The 16,811-nt window shown below is 39.0% G+C and carries 18 protein-coding genes; 6 read left to right on the forward strand and 12 right to left on the reverse strand.

Annotated features, from left to right (window positions below; translation table 11 throughout):
- Positions 1 to 278 precede the first annotated feature (278 nt).
- The gene (locus JOD18_RS17315; RefSeq protein WP_204670373.1) at positions 279 to 1,151 is read right to left on the reverse strand and encodes a nucleotidyltransferase-like protein; all 873 of its coding nucleotides are present in this window, start codon (positions 1,149 to 1,151) and stop codon (positions 279 to 281) included.
- Between the two features lie 181 nt (positions 1,152 to 1,332).
- Here JOD18_RS17315 and JOD18_RS17320 point away from each other — a divergent pair, with 181 nt between their 5' ends.
- Positions 1,333 to 1,689, forward strand: a complete 357-nt coding sequence (locus JOD18_RS17320) for a YgzB family protein (protein ID WP_204670374.1) — start codon at positions 1,333 to 1,335, stop codon at positions 1,687 to 1,689.
- A 33-nt stretch (positions 1,690 to 1,722) separates the two neighbouring features.
- On the opposite strand, the gene perR is transcribed toward JOD18_RS17320, so the two are convergent.
- From perR to bcp, 3 genes are all read right to left on the reverse strand, one after another.
- Positions 1,723 to 2,166 (reverse strand): peroxide-responsive transcriptional repressor PerR, encoded by a 444-nt coding sequence (gene perR / locus JOD18_RS17325; protein ID WP_204670375.1) that lies wholly within the window; start codon positions 2,164 to 2,166, stop codon positions 1,723 to 1,725.
- Positions 2,167 to 2,334: 168 nt separating this feature from the next.
- A complete protein-coding gene (locus JOD18_RS17330) occupies positions 2,335 to 2,907 on the reverse strand; it encodes a cob(I)yrinic acid a,c-diamide adenosyltransferase (protein ID WP_204670376.1) in 573 nt (190 codons plus the stop codon).
- 66 nt (positions 2,908 to 2,973) lie between these two features.
- A complete protein-coding gene (gene bcp / locus JOD18_RS17335; protein WP_204670377.1) occupies positions 2,974 to 3,441 on the reverse strand; it encodes a thioredoxin-dependent thiol peroxidase in 468 nt (155 codons plus the stop codon).
- A 230-nt stretch (positions 3,442 to 3,671) separates the two neighbouring features.
- Here bcp and JOD18_RS17340 point away from each other — a divergent pair, with 230 nt between their 5' ends.
- Complete coding sequence (locus tag JOD18_RS17340; RefSeq protein ID WP_204670378.1) at positions 3,672 to 4,961, forward strand: glutamate-1-semialdehyde 2,1-aminomutase; 1,290 nt, start codon at positions 3,672 to 3,674, stop codon at positions 4,959 to 4,961.
- A 40-nt stretch (positions 4,962 to 5,001) separates the two neighbouring features.
- Positions 5,002 to 5,808 carry a DUF368 domain-containing protein gene (locus JOD18_RS17345; RefSeq protein ID WP_204670379.1) on the forward strand — a complete coding sequence of 269 codons (807 nt, stop codon included), beginning with the start codon at positions 5,002 to 5,004 and terminating at the stop codon, positions 5,806 to 5,808.
- A gap of 27 nt (positions 5,809 to 5,835) precedes the next feature.
- Here the strand turns inward: JOD18_RS17345 and JOD18_RS17350 are convergent, their stop codons facing one another.
- Positions 5,836 to 7,047: a bacillibactin exporter BcbE gene (locus tag JOD18_RS17350; protein ID WP_204670380.1), complete on the reverse strand. Its 1,212-nt coding sequence runs from the start codon at positions 7,045 to 7,047 to the stop codon at positions 5,836 to 5,838.
- A 377-nt stretch (positions 7,048 to 7,424) separates the two neighbouring features.
- Between JOD18_RS17350 and JOD18_RS17355 the strand changes: the two genes are divergently transcribed.
- Positions 7,425 to 8,498 carry an FUSC family protein gene (locus JOD18_RS17355; protein ID WP_204670381.1) on the forward strand — a complete coding sequence of 358 codons (1,074 nt, stop codon included), beginning with the start codon at positions 7,425 to 7,427 and terminating at the stop codon, positions 8,496 to 8,498.
- 301 nt (positions 8,499 to 8,799) lie between these two features.
- On the opposite strand, the gene JOD18_RS17360 is transcribed toward JOD18_RS17355, so the two are convergent.
- From JOD18_RS17360 to mutY, 4 genes are all read right to left on the reverse strand, one after another.
- On the reverse strand, positions 8,800 to 10,551 hold the full coding sequence (locus JOD18_RS17360; RefSeq protein ID WP_204670382.1) for an ABC transporter ATP-binding protein: 1,752 nt from the start codon (positions 10,549 to 10,551) through the stop codon (positions 8,800 to 8,802).
- Positions 10,552 to 10,665: 114 nt separating this feature from the next.
- On the reverse strand, positions 10,666 to 11,193 hold the full coding sequence (gene ntdP, locus JOD18_RS17365; protein WP_204670383.1) for a nucleoside tri-diphosphate phosphatase: 528 nt from the start codon (positions 11,191 to 11,193) through the stop codon (positions 10,666 to 10,668).
- A 235-nt stretch (positions 11,194 to 11,428) separates the two neighbouring features.
- Positions 11,429 to 11,599 carry a gamma-type small acid-soluble spore protein gene (locus JOD18_RS17370; RefSeq protein ID WP_204670384.1) on the reverse strand — a complete coding sequence of 57 codons (171 nt, stop codon included), beginning with the start codon at positions 11,597 to 11,599 and terminating at the stop codon, positions 11,429 to 11,431.
- A 137-nt stretch (positions 11,600 to 11,736) separates the two neighbouring features.
- Positions 11,737 to 12,798, reverse strand: a complete 1,062-nt coding sequence (gene mutY / locus JOD18_RS17375) for an A/G-specific adenine glycosylase (RefSeq protein WP_204670385.1) — start codon at positions 12,796 to 12,798, stop codon at positions 11,737 to 11,739.
- 253 nt (positions 12,799 to 13,051) lie between these two features.
- Between mutY and JOD18_RS17380 the strand changes: the two genes are divergently transcribed.
- The gene (locus JOD18_RS17380; RefSeq protein WP_204670386.1) at positions 13,052 to 14,041 is read left to right on the forward strand and encodes a metal-dependent hydrolase; all 990 of its coding nucleotides are present in this window, start codon (positions 13,052 to 13,054) and stop codon (positions 14,039 to 14,041) included.
- A gap of 88 nt (positions 14,042 to 14,129) precedes the next feature.
- Here the strand turns inward: JOD18_RS17380 and JOD18_RS17385 are convergent, their stop codons facing one another.
- The 3 genes from JOD18_RS17385 to recX all read right to left on the reverse strand — a co-directional run bounded on the left by JOD18_RS17385 (position 14,130) and on the right by recX (position 15,652).
- Positions 14,130 to 14,399: a YfhJ family protein gene (locus JOD18_RS17385; RefSeq protein ID WP_204670387.1), complete on the reverse strand. Its 270-nt coding sequence runs from the start codon at positions 14,397 to 14,399 to the stop codon at positions 14,130 to 14,132.
- A gap of 21 nt (positions 14,400 to 14,420) precedes the next feature.
- Complete coding sequence (locus tag JOD18_RS17390) at positions 14,421 to 14,750, reverse strand: YfhH family protein (RefSeq protein ID WP_204670388.1); 330 nt, start codon at positions 14,748 to 14,750, stop codon at positions 14,421 to 14,423.
- Between the two features lie 80 nt (positions 14,751 to 14,830).
- Positions 14,831 to 15,652, reverse strand: a complete 822-nt coding sequence (recX, locus tag JOD18_RS17395; RefSeq protein WP_338029562.1) for a recombination regulator RecX — start codon at positions 15,650 to 15,652, stop codon at positions 14,831 to 14,833.
- Between the two features lie 538 nt (positions 15,653 to 16,190).
- On the opposite strand from recX, the gene JOD18_RS17400 reads away from it, so the two are divergent.
- Positions 16,191 to 16,739, forward strand: a complete 549-nt coding sequence (locus tag JOD18_RS17400) for a GNAT family N-acetyltransferase (protein WP_204670390.1) — start codon at positions 16,191 to 16,193, stop codon at positions 16,737 to 16,739.
- Positions 16,740 to 16,811: the final 72 nt, after the last annotated feature.

Genomic DNA, 16,811 nt, shown 5'->3' on the forward strand with positions numbered 1-16,811 from the left:
TGTCTTGTGCTCGCTTTTGACAAGCTAGCATATTGCTTTTTTCTTCTTTTACATACTGGTTGTTTTGTTCAGTTTTCAATGATCAATGTTGTTTCACTATCATTGCGACAGCTTTTAAATTATATCATCTCATCTTTTCAAAGTCAATAACTTTTTTATTGAATTTTTAAAAAGCATTTTGATGTAAATCATTGTCGTTTTCAGCGACGCTTAATAATATACCATGGTGCAGAGGACAAAGTCAACACCTTTTTTGTATTTATTAATAAAGATTATCTTTATCCTTCAGCAGCTTTATATTTTCGGTGTTTGACATCACTGCTCTTAGTATCCTCTAATACTACTTGAATGATATTCTTTGAAACTAGATATTCTACAATCCCCACCAAATCATAAGCGTATGGTTCTATATCTGGATGTGTCTTCAACTCTCCGAATCCCCATGGCGTATCCTGAGTTTGCATCACATGTAATAAATGTTCGGCACAAGTTGCCACTCGTGGTTCAAGCGTCAGATCAATTTCACGAAAAGTCTGTTCAATCTTAACCTCAATCGATTCCGTACTTCTAATTAATTTCTCATATATTTCATATACTTGTGTATCGATTCGCTTAACTTGATTCCACACGACTACTTCTGGATGATAACCTTTTTCTAAGATGGCAATACGTCCCAAATAATGAAGGGAACGAAGCAATCTGCTGTATGCGTCCAAGTAATTGCCGGTTTCATAAAGGTGCTTGGATTCATTGTAACCGTGAGTCAGCTTGGAGAATTCCATCGCTAGACGAAGACTTCTCTGCTCATATGGAAATAGCTGAAGCATTTCTTTCAGGTTAGTAACATATTCATTACGATCATAAATGATTTTCCCATTTAAAATCCATTCAACAGCTCTGCGATATGTATTATTCCGAATCCAGCTGTCTAACTGCTCTTGGTCAATAATATGCAATGCTGCTGATTTGCTACCAAATTCATAATGCTTCACCAGCCAGTCATTTTCGAAATCCTTAACAATTACTAATAAAATGGAGTCAAAGTTATCTGTCTCAGGACTGACTTGATTTCGCTTCTCAATCATCAAAATCCCAAGTGTATTGCGATTACTAGCTCGCTCCTGATAAATCGGTCGTAGTATATCCTCCAATAAACTCTCCCCCTTGAGCAGTTTCCCCTCGTAGTCGTCCTTCTCCATACTTTATCATATACCCGTTAAAAGCGACACATAAACTCATTTTACTTGAATCATGTGGTGATTTACAAGCAATTTTGTCTTGTCTGTGCTATACTACTCTCCAGAGAACAATTCGTTTGTTGGGGGAAAAAGCATGGCAGAAATAACATATAGAAATAAAATCAACAGAATCAGAACCTTTGCTTTAGCACTGGTCTTCCTCGGTTTTATCATTATGTATGTCGGATTATTATTCCGTGGTATCGAGTGGCTAATGCTGTTATTTATGATTCTTGGTACATTATCGATTGTCCTTAGCACCGTCATTTACTTCTGGATCGGTATGTTATCGACAAGGGCTGTCTCCATTATCTGTCCAAATTGTGAAAAGCCTACCAAGATGCTTGGTCGTGTGGATGCTTGTATGCATTGCAGACAACCTCTTACCTTGGATAAGGATTTGGAAGGCAAAGAGTTTGATGAAAAATATAATCGCCAACCGAAAAAATAAACACACGAATCTGTTCGTGTGTTTATTTTTTGCTTAATTAATTTGTCTTTTCTCTTTTTTACAATCTTGACATACCCCATAGACCTCCATGCGATGATGTGATACATCAAAGCCTGTGATTTGTTCCGCTAATACCTCGACTTCATCCAAGCTTGGATAATGGAAGTCGACAATCTTGCCACAATTCTCACAGATAATATGATAATGCTTTGCTGTATTGCAATCAAAGCGGCTGGAAGAATCACCATACGTTAACTCACGGACTAGGCCAATTTCACGAAATACTCGTAAATTGTTGTAAACCGTTGCGACGCTCATATTAGGAAACTTTCCTTCTAACGCTTTATAAATATCATCAGCAGTCGGGTGTGTATCAGCATTCAGCAGGTATTCTAACACCGCATGACGTTGAGGTGTGATTCGAACACCAGAAGACTTCAATTTGTCGACAGCCTCTTGCAACATCTGTTCAGACATTGCCGTGCACCTCACTTTCTACTGCATAATTGTAAATAGGCTCTTAACTATAACTACTAGTTTACAATTGCACCAGTATTAATACAATTATTACTTTATAATTCTTATAATTAGTGTACTCCCTTTATAGGAGTTCTGTCAATATAAGTATACTGAAGAGAGATATATTTATGTGTTTTGAGATGAACTCTCTGTAAGCAATACTATCTCATCTACACCTAATTGCTGATTGATCAGACGAGCAGTCACAAATAGGTAGTCTGACAATCTGTTCAGATATGGAATGGCTAGCGAATCCTTTAATTCATCTTTCAAACCCACCGTCAGCCGTTCTGCCCTTCTTGTAACTGTACGTGCATGATGCAAGGTGCTGGCAGCTAAGTGGCCTCCAGGTAAAATAAAGTTATCCAGTTCTGGCAGATATTCCTGCCATTTATCAATCTGTTGTTCCAGCTGGGTGATATGCTGCTGTTCTAATTTCCAAGTTACTTCTTTCTCTTCGGGTGTTGCCAGTTCAGCACCTACATGAAAAAGAAGCGTCTGCACTGTTGACAATTGGCGGATAAGCCGCTGTTTTTCTGAAAATTCTTCTTGTTCTATCAGGCTGATTGCCTGCCCAATTATGGCATTTACTTCATCACATGTACCATAGGCCTCGACACGCAAATGATCTTTGGCTACTCTTTTGCCGTAAATCAATGATGTCTCTCCTTTATCACCTGATCTGGTATAAATTCTCATGTCAAGATCACTCCTTCATGCTGATCCAAATAAAGAGTGTGAGCCGCCAAGTGCTCACACTCTTCTTTATAATTCTTCGCGAATATAGTTTAAAGCCTCATCGACATGCCCTTCCACCTGGACTTTACGGAATTCCTTGCGCAGAACACCTTCTTTGTCAATAATAAAAGTAGAGCGTACAATCCCCATGTATTCTTTGCCGAAGTTCTTCTTTAACTGCCATACCCCAAACTGTTCGGCCACTTCTTGCTCTTCATCCACTAGTAATTCAAAAGGAAGATCATGTTTATCAATAAATTTCTTATGGCTTTCTTTTGAATCTGGACTGACGCCAAGAATTACAGCATCTAAATCCTTAAAGCTTTCATGGTTATCACGGAAGTCACATGCCTCTGTTGTACAGCCGGGGGTGTCATCCTTTGGATAGAAATAAAGCACCACATGCTTTCCTTTGTAATCAGACAGCTTTACTTTATCTCCATGATTATTCATTAATTCAAAATCTTGTACTTTTTGTCCAACTTCTACTGTCATTATTTATCCCTCCACTAATCCATGATATCTCTAGGGTATCGAAAAAAACGCTGACACTCAACTAATATACATTTATACCTGCCAAAATCAGACCACCGCAAAGGGAAGCAGAATGTTAGGACACACTTTTTTTACACTTAGATTGGATAAGATCACTTTGGTGGAGATTGTGTAAAGTGCTATAATATACAAGTATGATTTTCAATCAGGATATATCGGAGGTTTATTTCATGCAATTTAGTCAATCAGAAGCTTTACATAAAGAAGCACAAAAACACATTGTTGGAGGTGTCAACTCTCCTTCACGTGCTTATAAAGGAGTTGGCGGCGGCTCACCTGTCTATATGGAAAAGGCAAAAGGCGCCTACTTCTGGGATGTTGATGGAAATCAATATGTCGACTATCTCAGTGCCTATGGACCCATCATTACAGGACATGCTCATCCACACATTACCGAAGCAATTAAAAAGGCAGCAGAAAATGGCGTATTATACGGCACACCAACAAAATTAGAAAATATCTTTGCCCAAAAACTAAAGGCAGCCATTCCATCACTCGAAAAGGTTCGCTTTGTGAATTCTGGTACAGAGGCAGTCATGACTACAGTACGGGTGGCACGTGCCTATACAGGACGGGAGAAAATTATTAAATTTGCCGGTTGCTACCATGGACATTTTGATACTGTACTCGTTCAAGCTGGTTCCGGTCCTTCCACTCTTGGCAATCCCGATTCTGCCGGGGTGACAAAGGCAACTGCTCAGGAGGTAATTACTGTTCCTTTTAACGACATTAAAGCCTTGGAAGAGGCTCTTACTCATTGGGGCAGTCAGATTGCGGCTGTACTCGTGGAGCCTATTGTCGGCAACTTCGGTATTGTTGAACCAGCCGAAGGTTTTTTGCAATCAGTTAATGACCTGGCTCATGCAAATGGTTCCTTAGTTATTTATGATGAGGTGATTACTGCTTTTCGTTTCACCTATGGTTCTGCTCAGCAACTTGTTGATGTTGAACCTGATATGACAGCCTTAGGCAAGATTATTGGCGGCGGCTTACCCATTGGGGCATATGGCGGTAAAAAGGAAATTATGGAACAGGTAGCACCGCTTGGCCCCGCCTATCAAGCAGGTACCATGGCCGGAAACCCAGCATCTATGTCAGCTGGAATTGCTTGCCTGGAGGTACTAGAAGCAGACGGCGTTTATCAAGAGTTAGATCGTCTTGGGGCACTTTTAGAAACAGGCATGCTGAATGCAGCTGAAAAGCATGGTATCGATATTTCTGTTAATCGTCTAAAAGGGGCATTAACCTTATATTTCACAACAGAAAAAGTCACTAATTATCAACAAGCTGAAAACACAGATGGTGATAAGTTTGGCCGCTTTTTCAAATTGATGCTGCAGCAGGGAGTTAATTTGGCACCTTCTAAATATGAAGCTTGGTTTTTAACTACTGCACACACAGAAACAGACATTCACAAGACAATCGCAGCTATTGATTTTGCATTCAGTAAATTAAGTTAAACTATTCATTTAGGATATTTATTTCCCAGGAGGTATCTTCATGTTAAAAACGATTTTGCAAGGAATGGCTGTTGGTATTACCGAAACAGTTCCCGGTGTGAGTGGGAGTACCGTGGCCATGATATTAGGCGTCTATGAACGCCTGATTGGTTCCATCAATGCACTGACAAGCAGTCATCGAAAAAATGCTATCCCATTTCTTATCGTATTCGGGATTGGTATGGTCGGAGGCTTTGCCGTGTCGATCTTGGTTATTAGTTATTTTCTAACCAATTTCCGTACACCGACCTTAATGTTATTTGCTGGTATTATCGTTGGTTTTCTCCCTTTTATTTGGAAAGAGACGGTTCGTTTTGCCAATAAAAAACTCCAGTCCAAGCATTATCTTATTATGACAGCAGCTTTAGTACTTGTAGCAGCAACACAGTTTCTGGTTGGAACAGATCTGACAGGTGCTAATTTATCGATTGGTGATTATTTGTTCCTTTTCTTTGCTGGATTTATTGCTAGTACAGCCTTAGTATTACCGGGAATAAGCGGGGCATTAATCCTCACCATTCTTGGTGTATATGAATTGGCGACTCATTCACTGAAAAGCTTTGATATGCCGATCGTTTTAACCATCGGTGCCGGAGTAATACTAGGGGTTTTATTAACAAGTAAACTTGTTCATTACCTATTGGAGCATTACATCTCAGAAACATATGCTGCTATGGTTGGTTTAATTACTGGATCGATCTTTGCGATTTTTGCCAGTTTAGAGGGTGGTTTTACCACAGCGACTATTATGGCCTCTATTGTCACGTTTATTGCAGGGTTTATGTTGATGTTGCGATTGAATAGATAAAGGTAGCGGGATTTCCCGCTATCTTTTTTATGAAGAAACAGATTCTTCCTTCGTGGGTCTGACAGTTATCAACGTAAGGATGGCAGCGACAGCGCCTAAGCCAGCTAATATATAATATGTCCCTTGATCACTTCTCTCCATCAATACAGCCATAATGAGCGGGCCTGCTGCCACACCAAGAAAACGCATGCTGCTGTATAAAGCTGTCACTGTTCCACGGATATCCTTCTCTACCCCTTCTGTAATCAAAGCGTCCAGTGCTGGTAAAGAAATCCCGATCCCCAGTCCGGAAAGTGATAATAAAATAGATAAGAAAACTAAACCTAAATCACCCTTGATCCACAGTAATGGAACTGCACCAATCAGATTCGCAATAAAGATCGTCCATTTCATCACTAGTTTGTTTTGCCCTATCTTCTTACCGGTAATATAGGAAGCGATACAAAGAAACAATAACGGGATCGCTAACACCAAGCCTTTCATCACTCCATCCAGTTGATATTGTTTTTCTAATAAGGTGGAAAAATGAAATAAGAAGGCAAACAAAATAAACATATTAATCGCACCAATCAGGAAGATACCAATTAACCATCTGCCATTATCACGAAACACTTGACGGATCATTCGTAAAAAATCAGCAAAAGTCTGTCCTTGTTTATCCTCTGGCCGTTTAGGGGCTTCTAGCAAAAACCAAATTAATCCAACTGCTACTGCGGAGAAAATTGGAATAAATAAAAATGGCAAAAACCATATATAGATCGCAAGAAGCGCCCCAATAATCGGGCTTAATACCTTACCGAATGTATTGGAGGTTTCAATCATGCCAAGTCCTGCACTTACATCCTTTTCATCATCAAACATATCCCCAACAGTAGGGATCACAATGGGAAATGCTCCTGCTGCTCCGATCCCTTGAAGAAATCGGCCTATCAGAATCACAAAAAAAGGATCTGCCATTTTCCAAGCTGCTATAGCAGATACAAGTCCTCCGATACCCGTAATGAGGAGGCTAGGAACCATTACCTTTTTTCTTCCAATTTTATCCGATAAATAGCCCGCCAATGGAATAAGCAAGATGGCCACCACAGAGTAAACGGTGATCAACAAGCTGGATTGAAATGAACTTATCTGCAGTTCTTGTTCAATCATTGGCAAAACCGGAATCAGCATGGAATTCCCCAAGGTCATGACTAAGGGGATTGAAGCCAATGCAATGATATCTAACTTTTTACCTTTCACATGTTTCCCTTCCATTCCTTCAGTTCTATGTTACTACACGTAGTGTTCACTGGAAGCCATTTTTCATACTTAGTTTTTCATTACAATCTAAGGAAAAAAATTGTTATACTAAATATGCAGGTGAAGTGAGCCTTCCTTTAAGAAGGTGTTTTCCCCTTAACATTTGGTTTTGCTTGAGCCTGAGCAGATTACACTGTGATAAAGCGAAACTGCTATCAGCAGGGATTTTCCTCCTCCCTAAGTGACGGATAGCGAGACTTATCAGGGTGGAGATTTGCGTCCATTCTCCACTAGGCTGTTTTGGCATTTTACCCAGCCTAGAAATAGGAGTTGATAGACAATTTCAATGGGATAATAGGAAGGTTGGTGCAATAATATTGAAGCTAGGAGCAAGAATGTTAAAGACTGGCCTTGCCATTACTATCGCCATATACATGGCACATATTTTGGGCATAGAATCAGCTACTTATGCCGGAATCGCAGCCTCTTTTGCAATTCAGCCAAATATTTACCGTTCCTTCCAAACTGTGTTGGAACAATTCTATGCTAACATCTTTGGTGTTGGTATTGGTGCACTTGTCGTATTAGCACTTGGAAATGATCCTGTAGTAACTGGCTTTACTATCGTTCTTGTTATTGGTGTATGTATGTACATTAAAATGAATGAAAGCACAGTTGGCTTAGCAATCATCGCTGTGCTCGCAGTGATGGAAACAACAGATATGGCCTTGCTGCACTTTGCTGGTGTCCGCTTCTCTGCATTGACACTTGGGATTTTATCGGCTTTTCTGATTAATTTGGTATTTATTCCGCCTAAATATGAATTGCGTTTATTTCGTTCGATTGATCAGGTTACTTCGGATATCCTGCAATGGCTGCGGATTTCTACCAAACATTTGTCTGATGATCCAGCATTACGAACAGAGATCGACCGGATTCAAACAGAAATCCATCGTATTGATAATATGTTTTTATTATTTAGCGAAGAAAAAGTCTACCGAAAAAAAGACCGCATACCAAGAATGCGTAAATTAATTTTATTCAGACAAATGATCTATACATCAAAAAAATCATTGGCTACACTTAGGGCCTTTCACCAATATGATCATAAAGTCGAACATATACCAAGGGAATTTAGACAGGTGCTGATTGATGAACTGGATAAAATTATTTATTCCCATGAGCGGCTGCTATTAAGTGCAATGGGTAAAATCAAAAAAAATCCGACCAAATCAATTGAAGATATTACTGATCCGGATATTCCAAACCTCGTCAATACACTAATTCAAGTCTATGAACAAGAAGACAACGATCGCTTGGCCTTACTGCCGCTTGCTTCTAGACTAATGGAATATCATAAGGAAATACTGCATTTACAAAAAATTCTATACAGTTATCAGAACTTCCATGAACAAGCTGATTTAGATATTAAAGACAAGACAGGTCCATAACCGCTCAAAAGCGCCCTATCGCTAGGATAGGGCGCTTCTTTGGTTGGTTAGAAAATTATAGAATTCTTGCTGGTGAATACCTATTTGTCGAAGAATAGCCCCGGCCAGCTCCGAGCACCCAGCAACTAGCGCAACTTCCCTCAGCCCCATAAAGAAGACTTGCCGATTGACGAAGATGCCTAGCCGCCCTTATGCCCTTGGGTGAAAGTCAACATCGATTCCTAACTCACCGTGTTTCCTTTATCTCTGTGCTTCAGTCCAGTTCGTACGTTGCTGAACGGGTGCTCTACGCTTTTGTTCTTTAATCAATATCCAATTCTTGTACTTGATACAGATTATAATAATGACCTTTTTTCTGCATTAATTCGTAGTGGTTTCCTTCTTCTGCAATTTCGCCATTTTCGACTAGAACAATTCGGTCTGCATGCGTAATCGTTGAGAGCCGGTGGGCAACGATAAAGGTGGTACGATCGGCAGCCAGCTTCTCCAGCGCCTCTTGAATTAAGTGCTCACTCTCCAAATCCAATGCAGAGGTGGCTTCATCCAAAATCAACAGTGGCGGATTTTTCAGGAATACACGCGCTATTGCTATCCGCTGTTTCTGTCCGCCTGATAATTTGACACCCCGCTCGCCTACCAATGTATCGTAACCATTACTTAATCCCGTAATAAACTCATGAGCATTTGCAGCTTTTGCGGCAGCTACCACTTCCTCATCACTTGCTTCTGGATTTCCCATGCGAATATTCATGGCAATGGATTCGCTAAACAAGATGTTATCCTGCAAAACCATCCCAATTTTATCGCGTAATGAACGAGCTTTTACATCGCGAATATCTTGTCCATCAATTAGGATCCTTCCGCCTGTTACATCATAAAAGCGTGGAATTAGACTGATAATGGTCGACTTACCGCCGCCACTCATACCAACCAAGGCAATGGTTTCGCCCTGGTTAACATCTAAGGAGATATCCTTTAATACCAGTTCTTCCTCTTCTTCATATCGGAAAGATACATGATCAAAAGTTACATGGCCTTGCACCTCTGTTAGTTCTTTAGCATCTTTTTTATCTTTGATATCATATTTCTCATCCATGAATTCAAAGACACGATCCATCGAAGCAATCGATTGAACCAATACTGTTGAAGAACTAATTAATCGCCTTAACGGTCCATAAACACGATCCATATAACCGACAAAAGCTGCCATTGTACCAATAGTTAAATCAGAAGTAATTGCAAAGTAACCAGCAAATCCAATCACTAGCAAGGGAGCAACATCAGTAATAGTATTCATGACAGCAAAGGTTTTTGCATTCCATACCGTATGATCAACTGCCTTATCTAAGAAATTCTGGTTTTGTTTATCAAATTCTTTCTCTTCATAATTTTCTAATGCAAAACTGCGCGTAACCGGAATCCCTTGTACCCGTTCATGCAGATGTCCCTGCACTTCAGCTAATGCTTGTGAACGTTTTTTTGTTAACAGACGTAACTTGCTGTAAAATATTTTAACTGAAATAACATATAACGGAAAAAGTGCGATCGATACTATGGTTAGCCAGACATCCATAAATAACATGATCACAATGGCGATAACGATCGTAAACATATCCAGCCAAATATTCATTAACCCTGTCATCACAAAATTCTTTGTCTGCTCGACATCATGAATTACACGTGAGATAATTTCACCAGTTTTGGTTCGCGAATAGAACTGCAAGCTCAAGCGCTGAATATGGTCAAATAGACGCTCACGAATATCAAATAGGATCTTATTACCTGTCCATTGGGCAAAATATTGGCGATAATACTCAATCGGCGGCCGTAAAAGCACAAATAAAAATGCAGCTATCCCCATTAACCAGAAGAGCTGCGTCACTTTTTCATCAGCAGTTAACGTGTCCACTGTAACAATATTATCAATAACATACTTTACAATTAACGGCATCAAAAGCGGGATCCCAAATTTGATGATCCCAATAAAAACCGTCAGCAAAATCTTCCACTTATACGGATAAACAAATTGCAAATATCGTTTTATACTATCCAAGTGTTATTACCTCTCTTCTATCTCTTTGTTTATCACGCTGCTATCCCCGCAGATGAAAGCCTCGTGCTTTACCACGATGCTACCATCCATCGGCTCGACTTTCAGAATCCAATCTTATCTATATGTCAGATATTGTTCATACCACTGATCAACAAATTCTGGTGAAAACGGGCCTTGTCTTTGTCTAATCCAATGCAGTAAATGATCCAAATTATTTCGTAAAATTTGATCCAGTTCTGCCGGATAATTCATTTGCTCCTTGTGTAAGGCGTATTCATCCTCATCTAAGATGTTATATGTCATATCAGGAAACACCTTTACATCCAAATCATAGTCAATATACTTTACCGCTCCATCTTCAAATACAAACGGGGAACTGATATTACAATAATAATAAATTCCGTCATCACGCAGCATACCAATTACATTAAACCAATGCTTCATATGAAAGAAACAGATTGCTGGTTCTCTTGTGATCCACGTTCTGCCATCACTTTCGGTTACTAATGTTTTATCATTTGCACCAATTACTTGTTGGCTTGTCCCTTTTAAGACTGTTGTTGTATCCCAGACACGATGGAGCTGACCGTTATGCTTGTAACTTTGTATTTCGATTGTTTTTCCAGGTTCAAGGTCATCCATACGTATTTACCTTCCTTTTTGTTTAATAATATTAATAATTATAACGATAAATATTTACAATTGAAAATAATACAATTTTAGAAAAGTAAAATTTGTAGTGGAAGTCCATCATTATCTGAATAATTTTACTATTTCATGGAAATTCTGTTTAAAAAGGGATTTTACAAACCCTAATCACACAAAAATAAGCTTGACTCCTGTAAAAAGAATCAAGCTTACTCTTGTTTGTATAATATTACTTTTTATTTTCAGATTGCTTGTTTTGTTGACGTACTTCCTCTGCATTTGTTTCACTTGCAAATTCTGTACCGTATTTACCTTGTCCTTGTTGTGATTGTTGGTTTTGACGTCTCACTTCTTGAGCGTCTGTTTTGCTTGGGTTATTTTGATTATTACGTTTTGCCATCGATATCACCTCCACGCCCTTTAATTTATCCAAGTAATTTTTTTTTATACAAGAGACGTGGAGTTTTTTTAAAAAACAAATGAGTGTTCAAAAAAGCCCGATGATAGTCCTTTTTATCGGGCTTTTTTGAACAACCTCTACAACTGCTTATAAATATTCTGATGGGATACAGGCAACGGATAAGCATCCAATTCTTCCATCGTTAATAGATGCATTCTTTCCGGTAATTGCAAATCACTTTGGATTTTCACATGTAGCACCTGCAAATGCCAAGTAAGATGGGAAAATACATGTTTTACAGGCTGCAGTTCTGTTATCTGATTTACTTCTGTTTGAAATCTTTCCTGGATATACACTTCAAGGTGTCGCTTGTCCACCTCTGTTTGATCCACCATAGGAAATTGCCATAGTTGGGCAAGCAAGCCTTGGGCTGGCCGCTGTTCCAAGACATATCTGCCTTCTTCATCTTCAAGCACCAAAGCAAAATAGCTTTTGGTTGATTGCTTTGTTTTCTTGTTTTTGACCGGCAATGTCTGTTCTACACCAGCCTGATAAGCAAGACAGTGCTGCTGCACTGGACATAGCAAGCAGCTTGGGCTTTTTGGGGTACAGACTAATGCACCCAATTCCATCAAGGCTTGATTAAAAGCAGAAGGATTTTCCTCTGAAATAAGTTCCTTCACAGCCGCTTCAAAAGTTTTCCTTGTCTTTGCCTTGGCAATATCTTCTTCAATTCTCAGTATACGTGACAATACACGCATCACATTCCCATCAACTGCCGGTTCTGGTTTATCAAAGGCTATGCTGAGAATGGCTCCCTTGGTATAAGGTCCAACACCTTTTAATGCACCTAACTGTTCCGGAGTATTCGGTATTTTGGCATCGTATTCTGCAACGACTTCTTGCACTGCTGATTGTAAATTACGGGCACGCGAATAATAACCAAGTCCTTCCCATGCTTTTAATACCTGTTGTTCTTCCGCTCCAGCAAGAGCTTCTAATGTTGGAAATTGGTGCATAAAATTTTGGAAATAGGGGATTACAGTATCAACCTTTGTTTGCTGCAGCATAATTTCAGACACCCATACTCGATAAGGATCCTTATTCTCACGCCACGGCAATTCCCGCTGTTCTTTTTCAAACCAATTGATTAAATCTTGCTGAAATTGGGGTATATTAATAGTAGATGTATATGACACTGCTTATCCATCCTTTGCCTTTTATAAGTTAATCACAGTTGCTGACAGACTCTTTAGACAGTAACGAAAAATTTTACTGTACAAAGCCACCATGATAAAATAAAGTATAGTTATTTAGTTAAAGAATAAAAATTGAGAGAGCTATCCATTACCCAGCACACAATGATTGACTATTACGTAAATTGATTATCACCCATCATTCATGACATCAAATATTTAAAAAGCGAAATCAATTCAGAAAGGGGTAACCTGTATGGACACTGCCACACATATTACCATGGGCATTGCCATAGGTGGACTAGCTACATTAGATCCAGTTGTACAACAAGATACGACCCTTTTTACTGCTGTAATGGTCGGTGCGATTATTGGATCACATGCACCTGATTTTGACACTATTCTAAAATTGAGAAACAACGCTGTATATATACGACACCACCGAGGAATAACTCATTCCATCCCCGCTGTTGTCTTTTGGGGTATTGCTGTTGCGTCGATTATCTATCTATTTGTTCCTGCCGTTAATTTTCTGCATCTATGGCTATGGACCTTTTTGGCAGTTATTCTCCATGTGTTTGTTGATATTTTTAATGCTTACGGAACACAAGCTTATCGCCCTTTCTCCAGAAAGTGGGTCGCCCATGGTTTTATCAGCACATTTGATCCCTATATTTTCAGCCTGCATATCATTGGGATTATTGCATGGATATTAGGTGCCAATCCTGGTTACACTTGGCTGTTAATTTACTTCGTTATTGTATTGTATTACATCAAGCGGTTTATCGACAAGCGGGAAATTGTCAAGATTATTCACGAGAACTTTGACGGAGTAGTACAGATTGCTACTTCTCCTACTTCTAAACAGAATATTTGGCGAGTTGCTTTGACTACGGATAGTCATTACTATGTAGGCAGGGTCGGCGATGGTCACATTACTATTGAAGACAGATTTCTTCGTATCTCTGTCCCAGATAACGAACTGATCAGGACTGCAAAACAGGACAAAAATATTTCAGCCTTTTTATCTTTCTCCCCAATATACCGTTGGGAGATCATTGAATACGATGATTTCAGTGAAGTAAGATTTATTGACTTACGTTATCGTTCCGAGGATGGACATTATCCTTTTATTGCCATTGTTCAGATCGATGATAACATGCGCTTAATGAACTCGTATACAGGATGGATTTTCTCAGAGGAAAAATTGCAAAGCAAATTAAAAATAGATAGTGGAATGATCTAGTCCATCGATATGTAGCAACAAGCAGAGGAGCAGCTGGTAAGACTCCTCTGCTTGTTCTTATCAGAAACACGTCAAACAATACTTCCTGCTAATGAACTGTTCGGTTGTTTTGATCAATTAACTTCTGGTATTTGGGATATCTGGTTGCAAAGTCTGCTAAGCTGTCTCCGTACTGTGCAATAAAGTGACGAACAAACTTGACTGTAATATCCGCTCCTTCATATTTTCGCCCAGCCTTAGCTCTTGTTGATTCAAAATCTTCCCATAATAGTTCAATCCAGCTGCGTGCCTCAAGTACTGTCAAAGACGAATCCCTTTGCAGCAGTTCTTCCGACAATTTCTGGATTTCTTCATGCATACCCCATTCTCCTATCTTGTTTTATTTTCTCTCTCCCAAAATCGATAAAGGAACAGCTTCTTCTTTTTCAAATTTCTGACCTAATAAATTGATTCTGTGTCCCCATGCAAATACACCATTGATATACGTTATTTCAAATTGCTGTCCCGGGTCACCGGCTAATTCATAACGGTCCCCTTTATGAAAATCTGCTGGATTCACCAGATAGGCTGCCGCCATTTGCATTTTTCGCTGTAATATTTCATATTCGCTTACATTTCCCCATTGTTCTGCCTGCTGCAGTTTCTCTTTAAGCTGGGCAATCTCGCTGCGCAGTTCTTCTACTGTATAGGTACTGTATCTTCTATCCATCTAACTTGTCACCCCCACTATACTGCTTATCCCTATTTTACCATGTATCACCAAGTTCATCTAATATCCAAACCTATCTGCTATTCTTCTACATATTCCGCCATAAAACGATCAATTAAATCTGCTGGAAATCCTTTGCGGTAGAGAGCCGCCTTCACTTTTTGCTCTAATGTAAAGCCTGTGTCCTTCTTTTGATATTTAGTCATCAGTTTTTCACCTTGAAATATAACCGCATTATATTCTGCCTCCTGATCGCGGCCTGCTGCCAGCTGTTCAATGGCTGCTGCTATTACATCATGAGTAAATCCTTTCTGTAAGAGCGATTGTTTGAGACTGTTTATTTGCTGCTTATGGGATTTCTTAGTGGACGGTTTTAACTGTTTTTGAATCCATTTTTCTACTTTTTCCAATTGTTTGTCAAACGTAAATGCCGCTAAAGTCTGTTCAATCCATTGCAGTGAAACCCCCTTGTCCAACAATTCTTTCTTAATCATCAACGGACCTTTGCTAGAAGTTTGAATTCTCGTATTCACCAAAGCCTCACTAAAAGCAAGGTCATCTAAATAGCCTTCTTGTCTCAGCCTTGTAACAGCCTCTTCTATATATTCCTGATCAATGTCCTTACCAAGTAAATAATCGGTAACTTCCTTTTCTGAACGCATGCGATAACTTAAATATTTTACAGCGAGCAGATAGGCCTTCTGTGCGGCATCCTGCTCTTTCATTTGGTTAATAACCTCTGTTGTCAGTTCCATTCCTTTATGTAAGTGATAGGTGATCAATATATCTTCATTCACACTAAAACTGTAATATTCCCGGTCTTGTTCTTTCAAGAAGATATTATAGCGATCCTTTCGCTTCTGTTGTGTCGTTATTTTTGATATAACTGGCAATTTTATCACCTCTCATTTTTTATTTTACCATACAAACGTTTGTTCTTCAAATATATTAAATTACATCAAATTAGGTCAATAATGATTTAAAAACATCAAATTAAGCTATAAATTACAAATAATTAACGAATACTTCATATAACATTCATTTACTTTAATTTTTTTGATTTTTTATCAAATTACCTATTTACAATTAGCATTGTTTTTTTGTAATATAAACGTATGAAAAATGATCTTAAATAAGTTGAATCTAAATATAAAGCAAACTTCTCTAATTTTTGTTATCCTCTATAAATCTTTTGATTCCACTTGTTAGATCTAAAGCACACAATGAGGTGAAGTTGTATCAACTTATAACATCAAGCTGCAGTCTATAATATTAGGGAAGGCAAATGGTGCGCCACCTGTGGAACAGGTTCTAGTGGGTTCGATTCCCACCCCGAATTTTTGTTTATCTTCTAATAAAAATTCGAGGGTGCGGAAAACAGCTATGCGGTCATTCTGTCTTCTTATCACCCTCCCGATACCAGGTAAGGAGGGATTTTTCATGTTAAAAAAAAGGGATATGCAAGAGGCATCACAGTTATTTGAACTCATGTCGCACCCTGAGGTATTTCCCTATGTACGGAATAAAGCAAACAATAGTGATGAGTTTTACTTTTTGACCAAACAAACGATCGAGGCAGAAGAACGCGGAGAGTTGATTTCCCGCACCATCATGGATGAATATTTCAATCCGATTGGTACGATAAACCTTTTTGATATAACGAACAAGAGCGGTTTCCTGGCCACTTGGATCGGCAGACCTTATTTCGGTAAAGGTTATAATAAGGTAGCCAAGGACGCCTTTCTCCAAGAATTATTTTACCAGCTCGATATTGAAACGGTTTTTATTAAAATTAGACATAGTAATTTGAGATCCTTAAGTGCCATATGGAAACTTCCTTATGTTACCGCAGGAAATAAAGCCTATCCTGTTGTACTGGAGCAGATTAATACGGCATTGCCTGAGCCGCTATATGATTTGTATGTTATTGAGAGGCAGCATTATCTCAATTATTTTGAAAATCGTAATGAGGGTGAAGAGGCGATCTAGCCGATATGTCAAGATAACTTTTCTTTCTTAATCAGGGAAGAAGCAGTTATCTTTTTTTCTTGCTTCCGCTCT

Source organism: Gracilibacillus alcaliphilus, assembly GCF_016909015.1.
Classification (GTDB): domain Bacteria; phylum Bacillota; class Bacilli; order Bacillales; family Amphibacillaceae; genus Gracilibacillus; species Gracilibacillus alcaliphilus.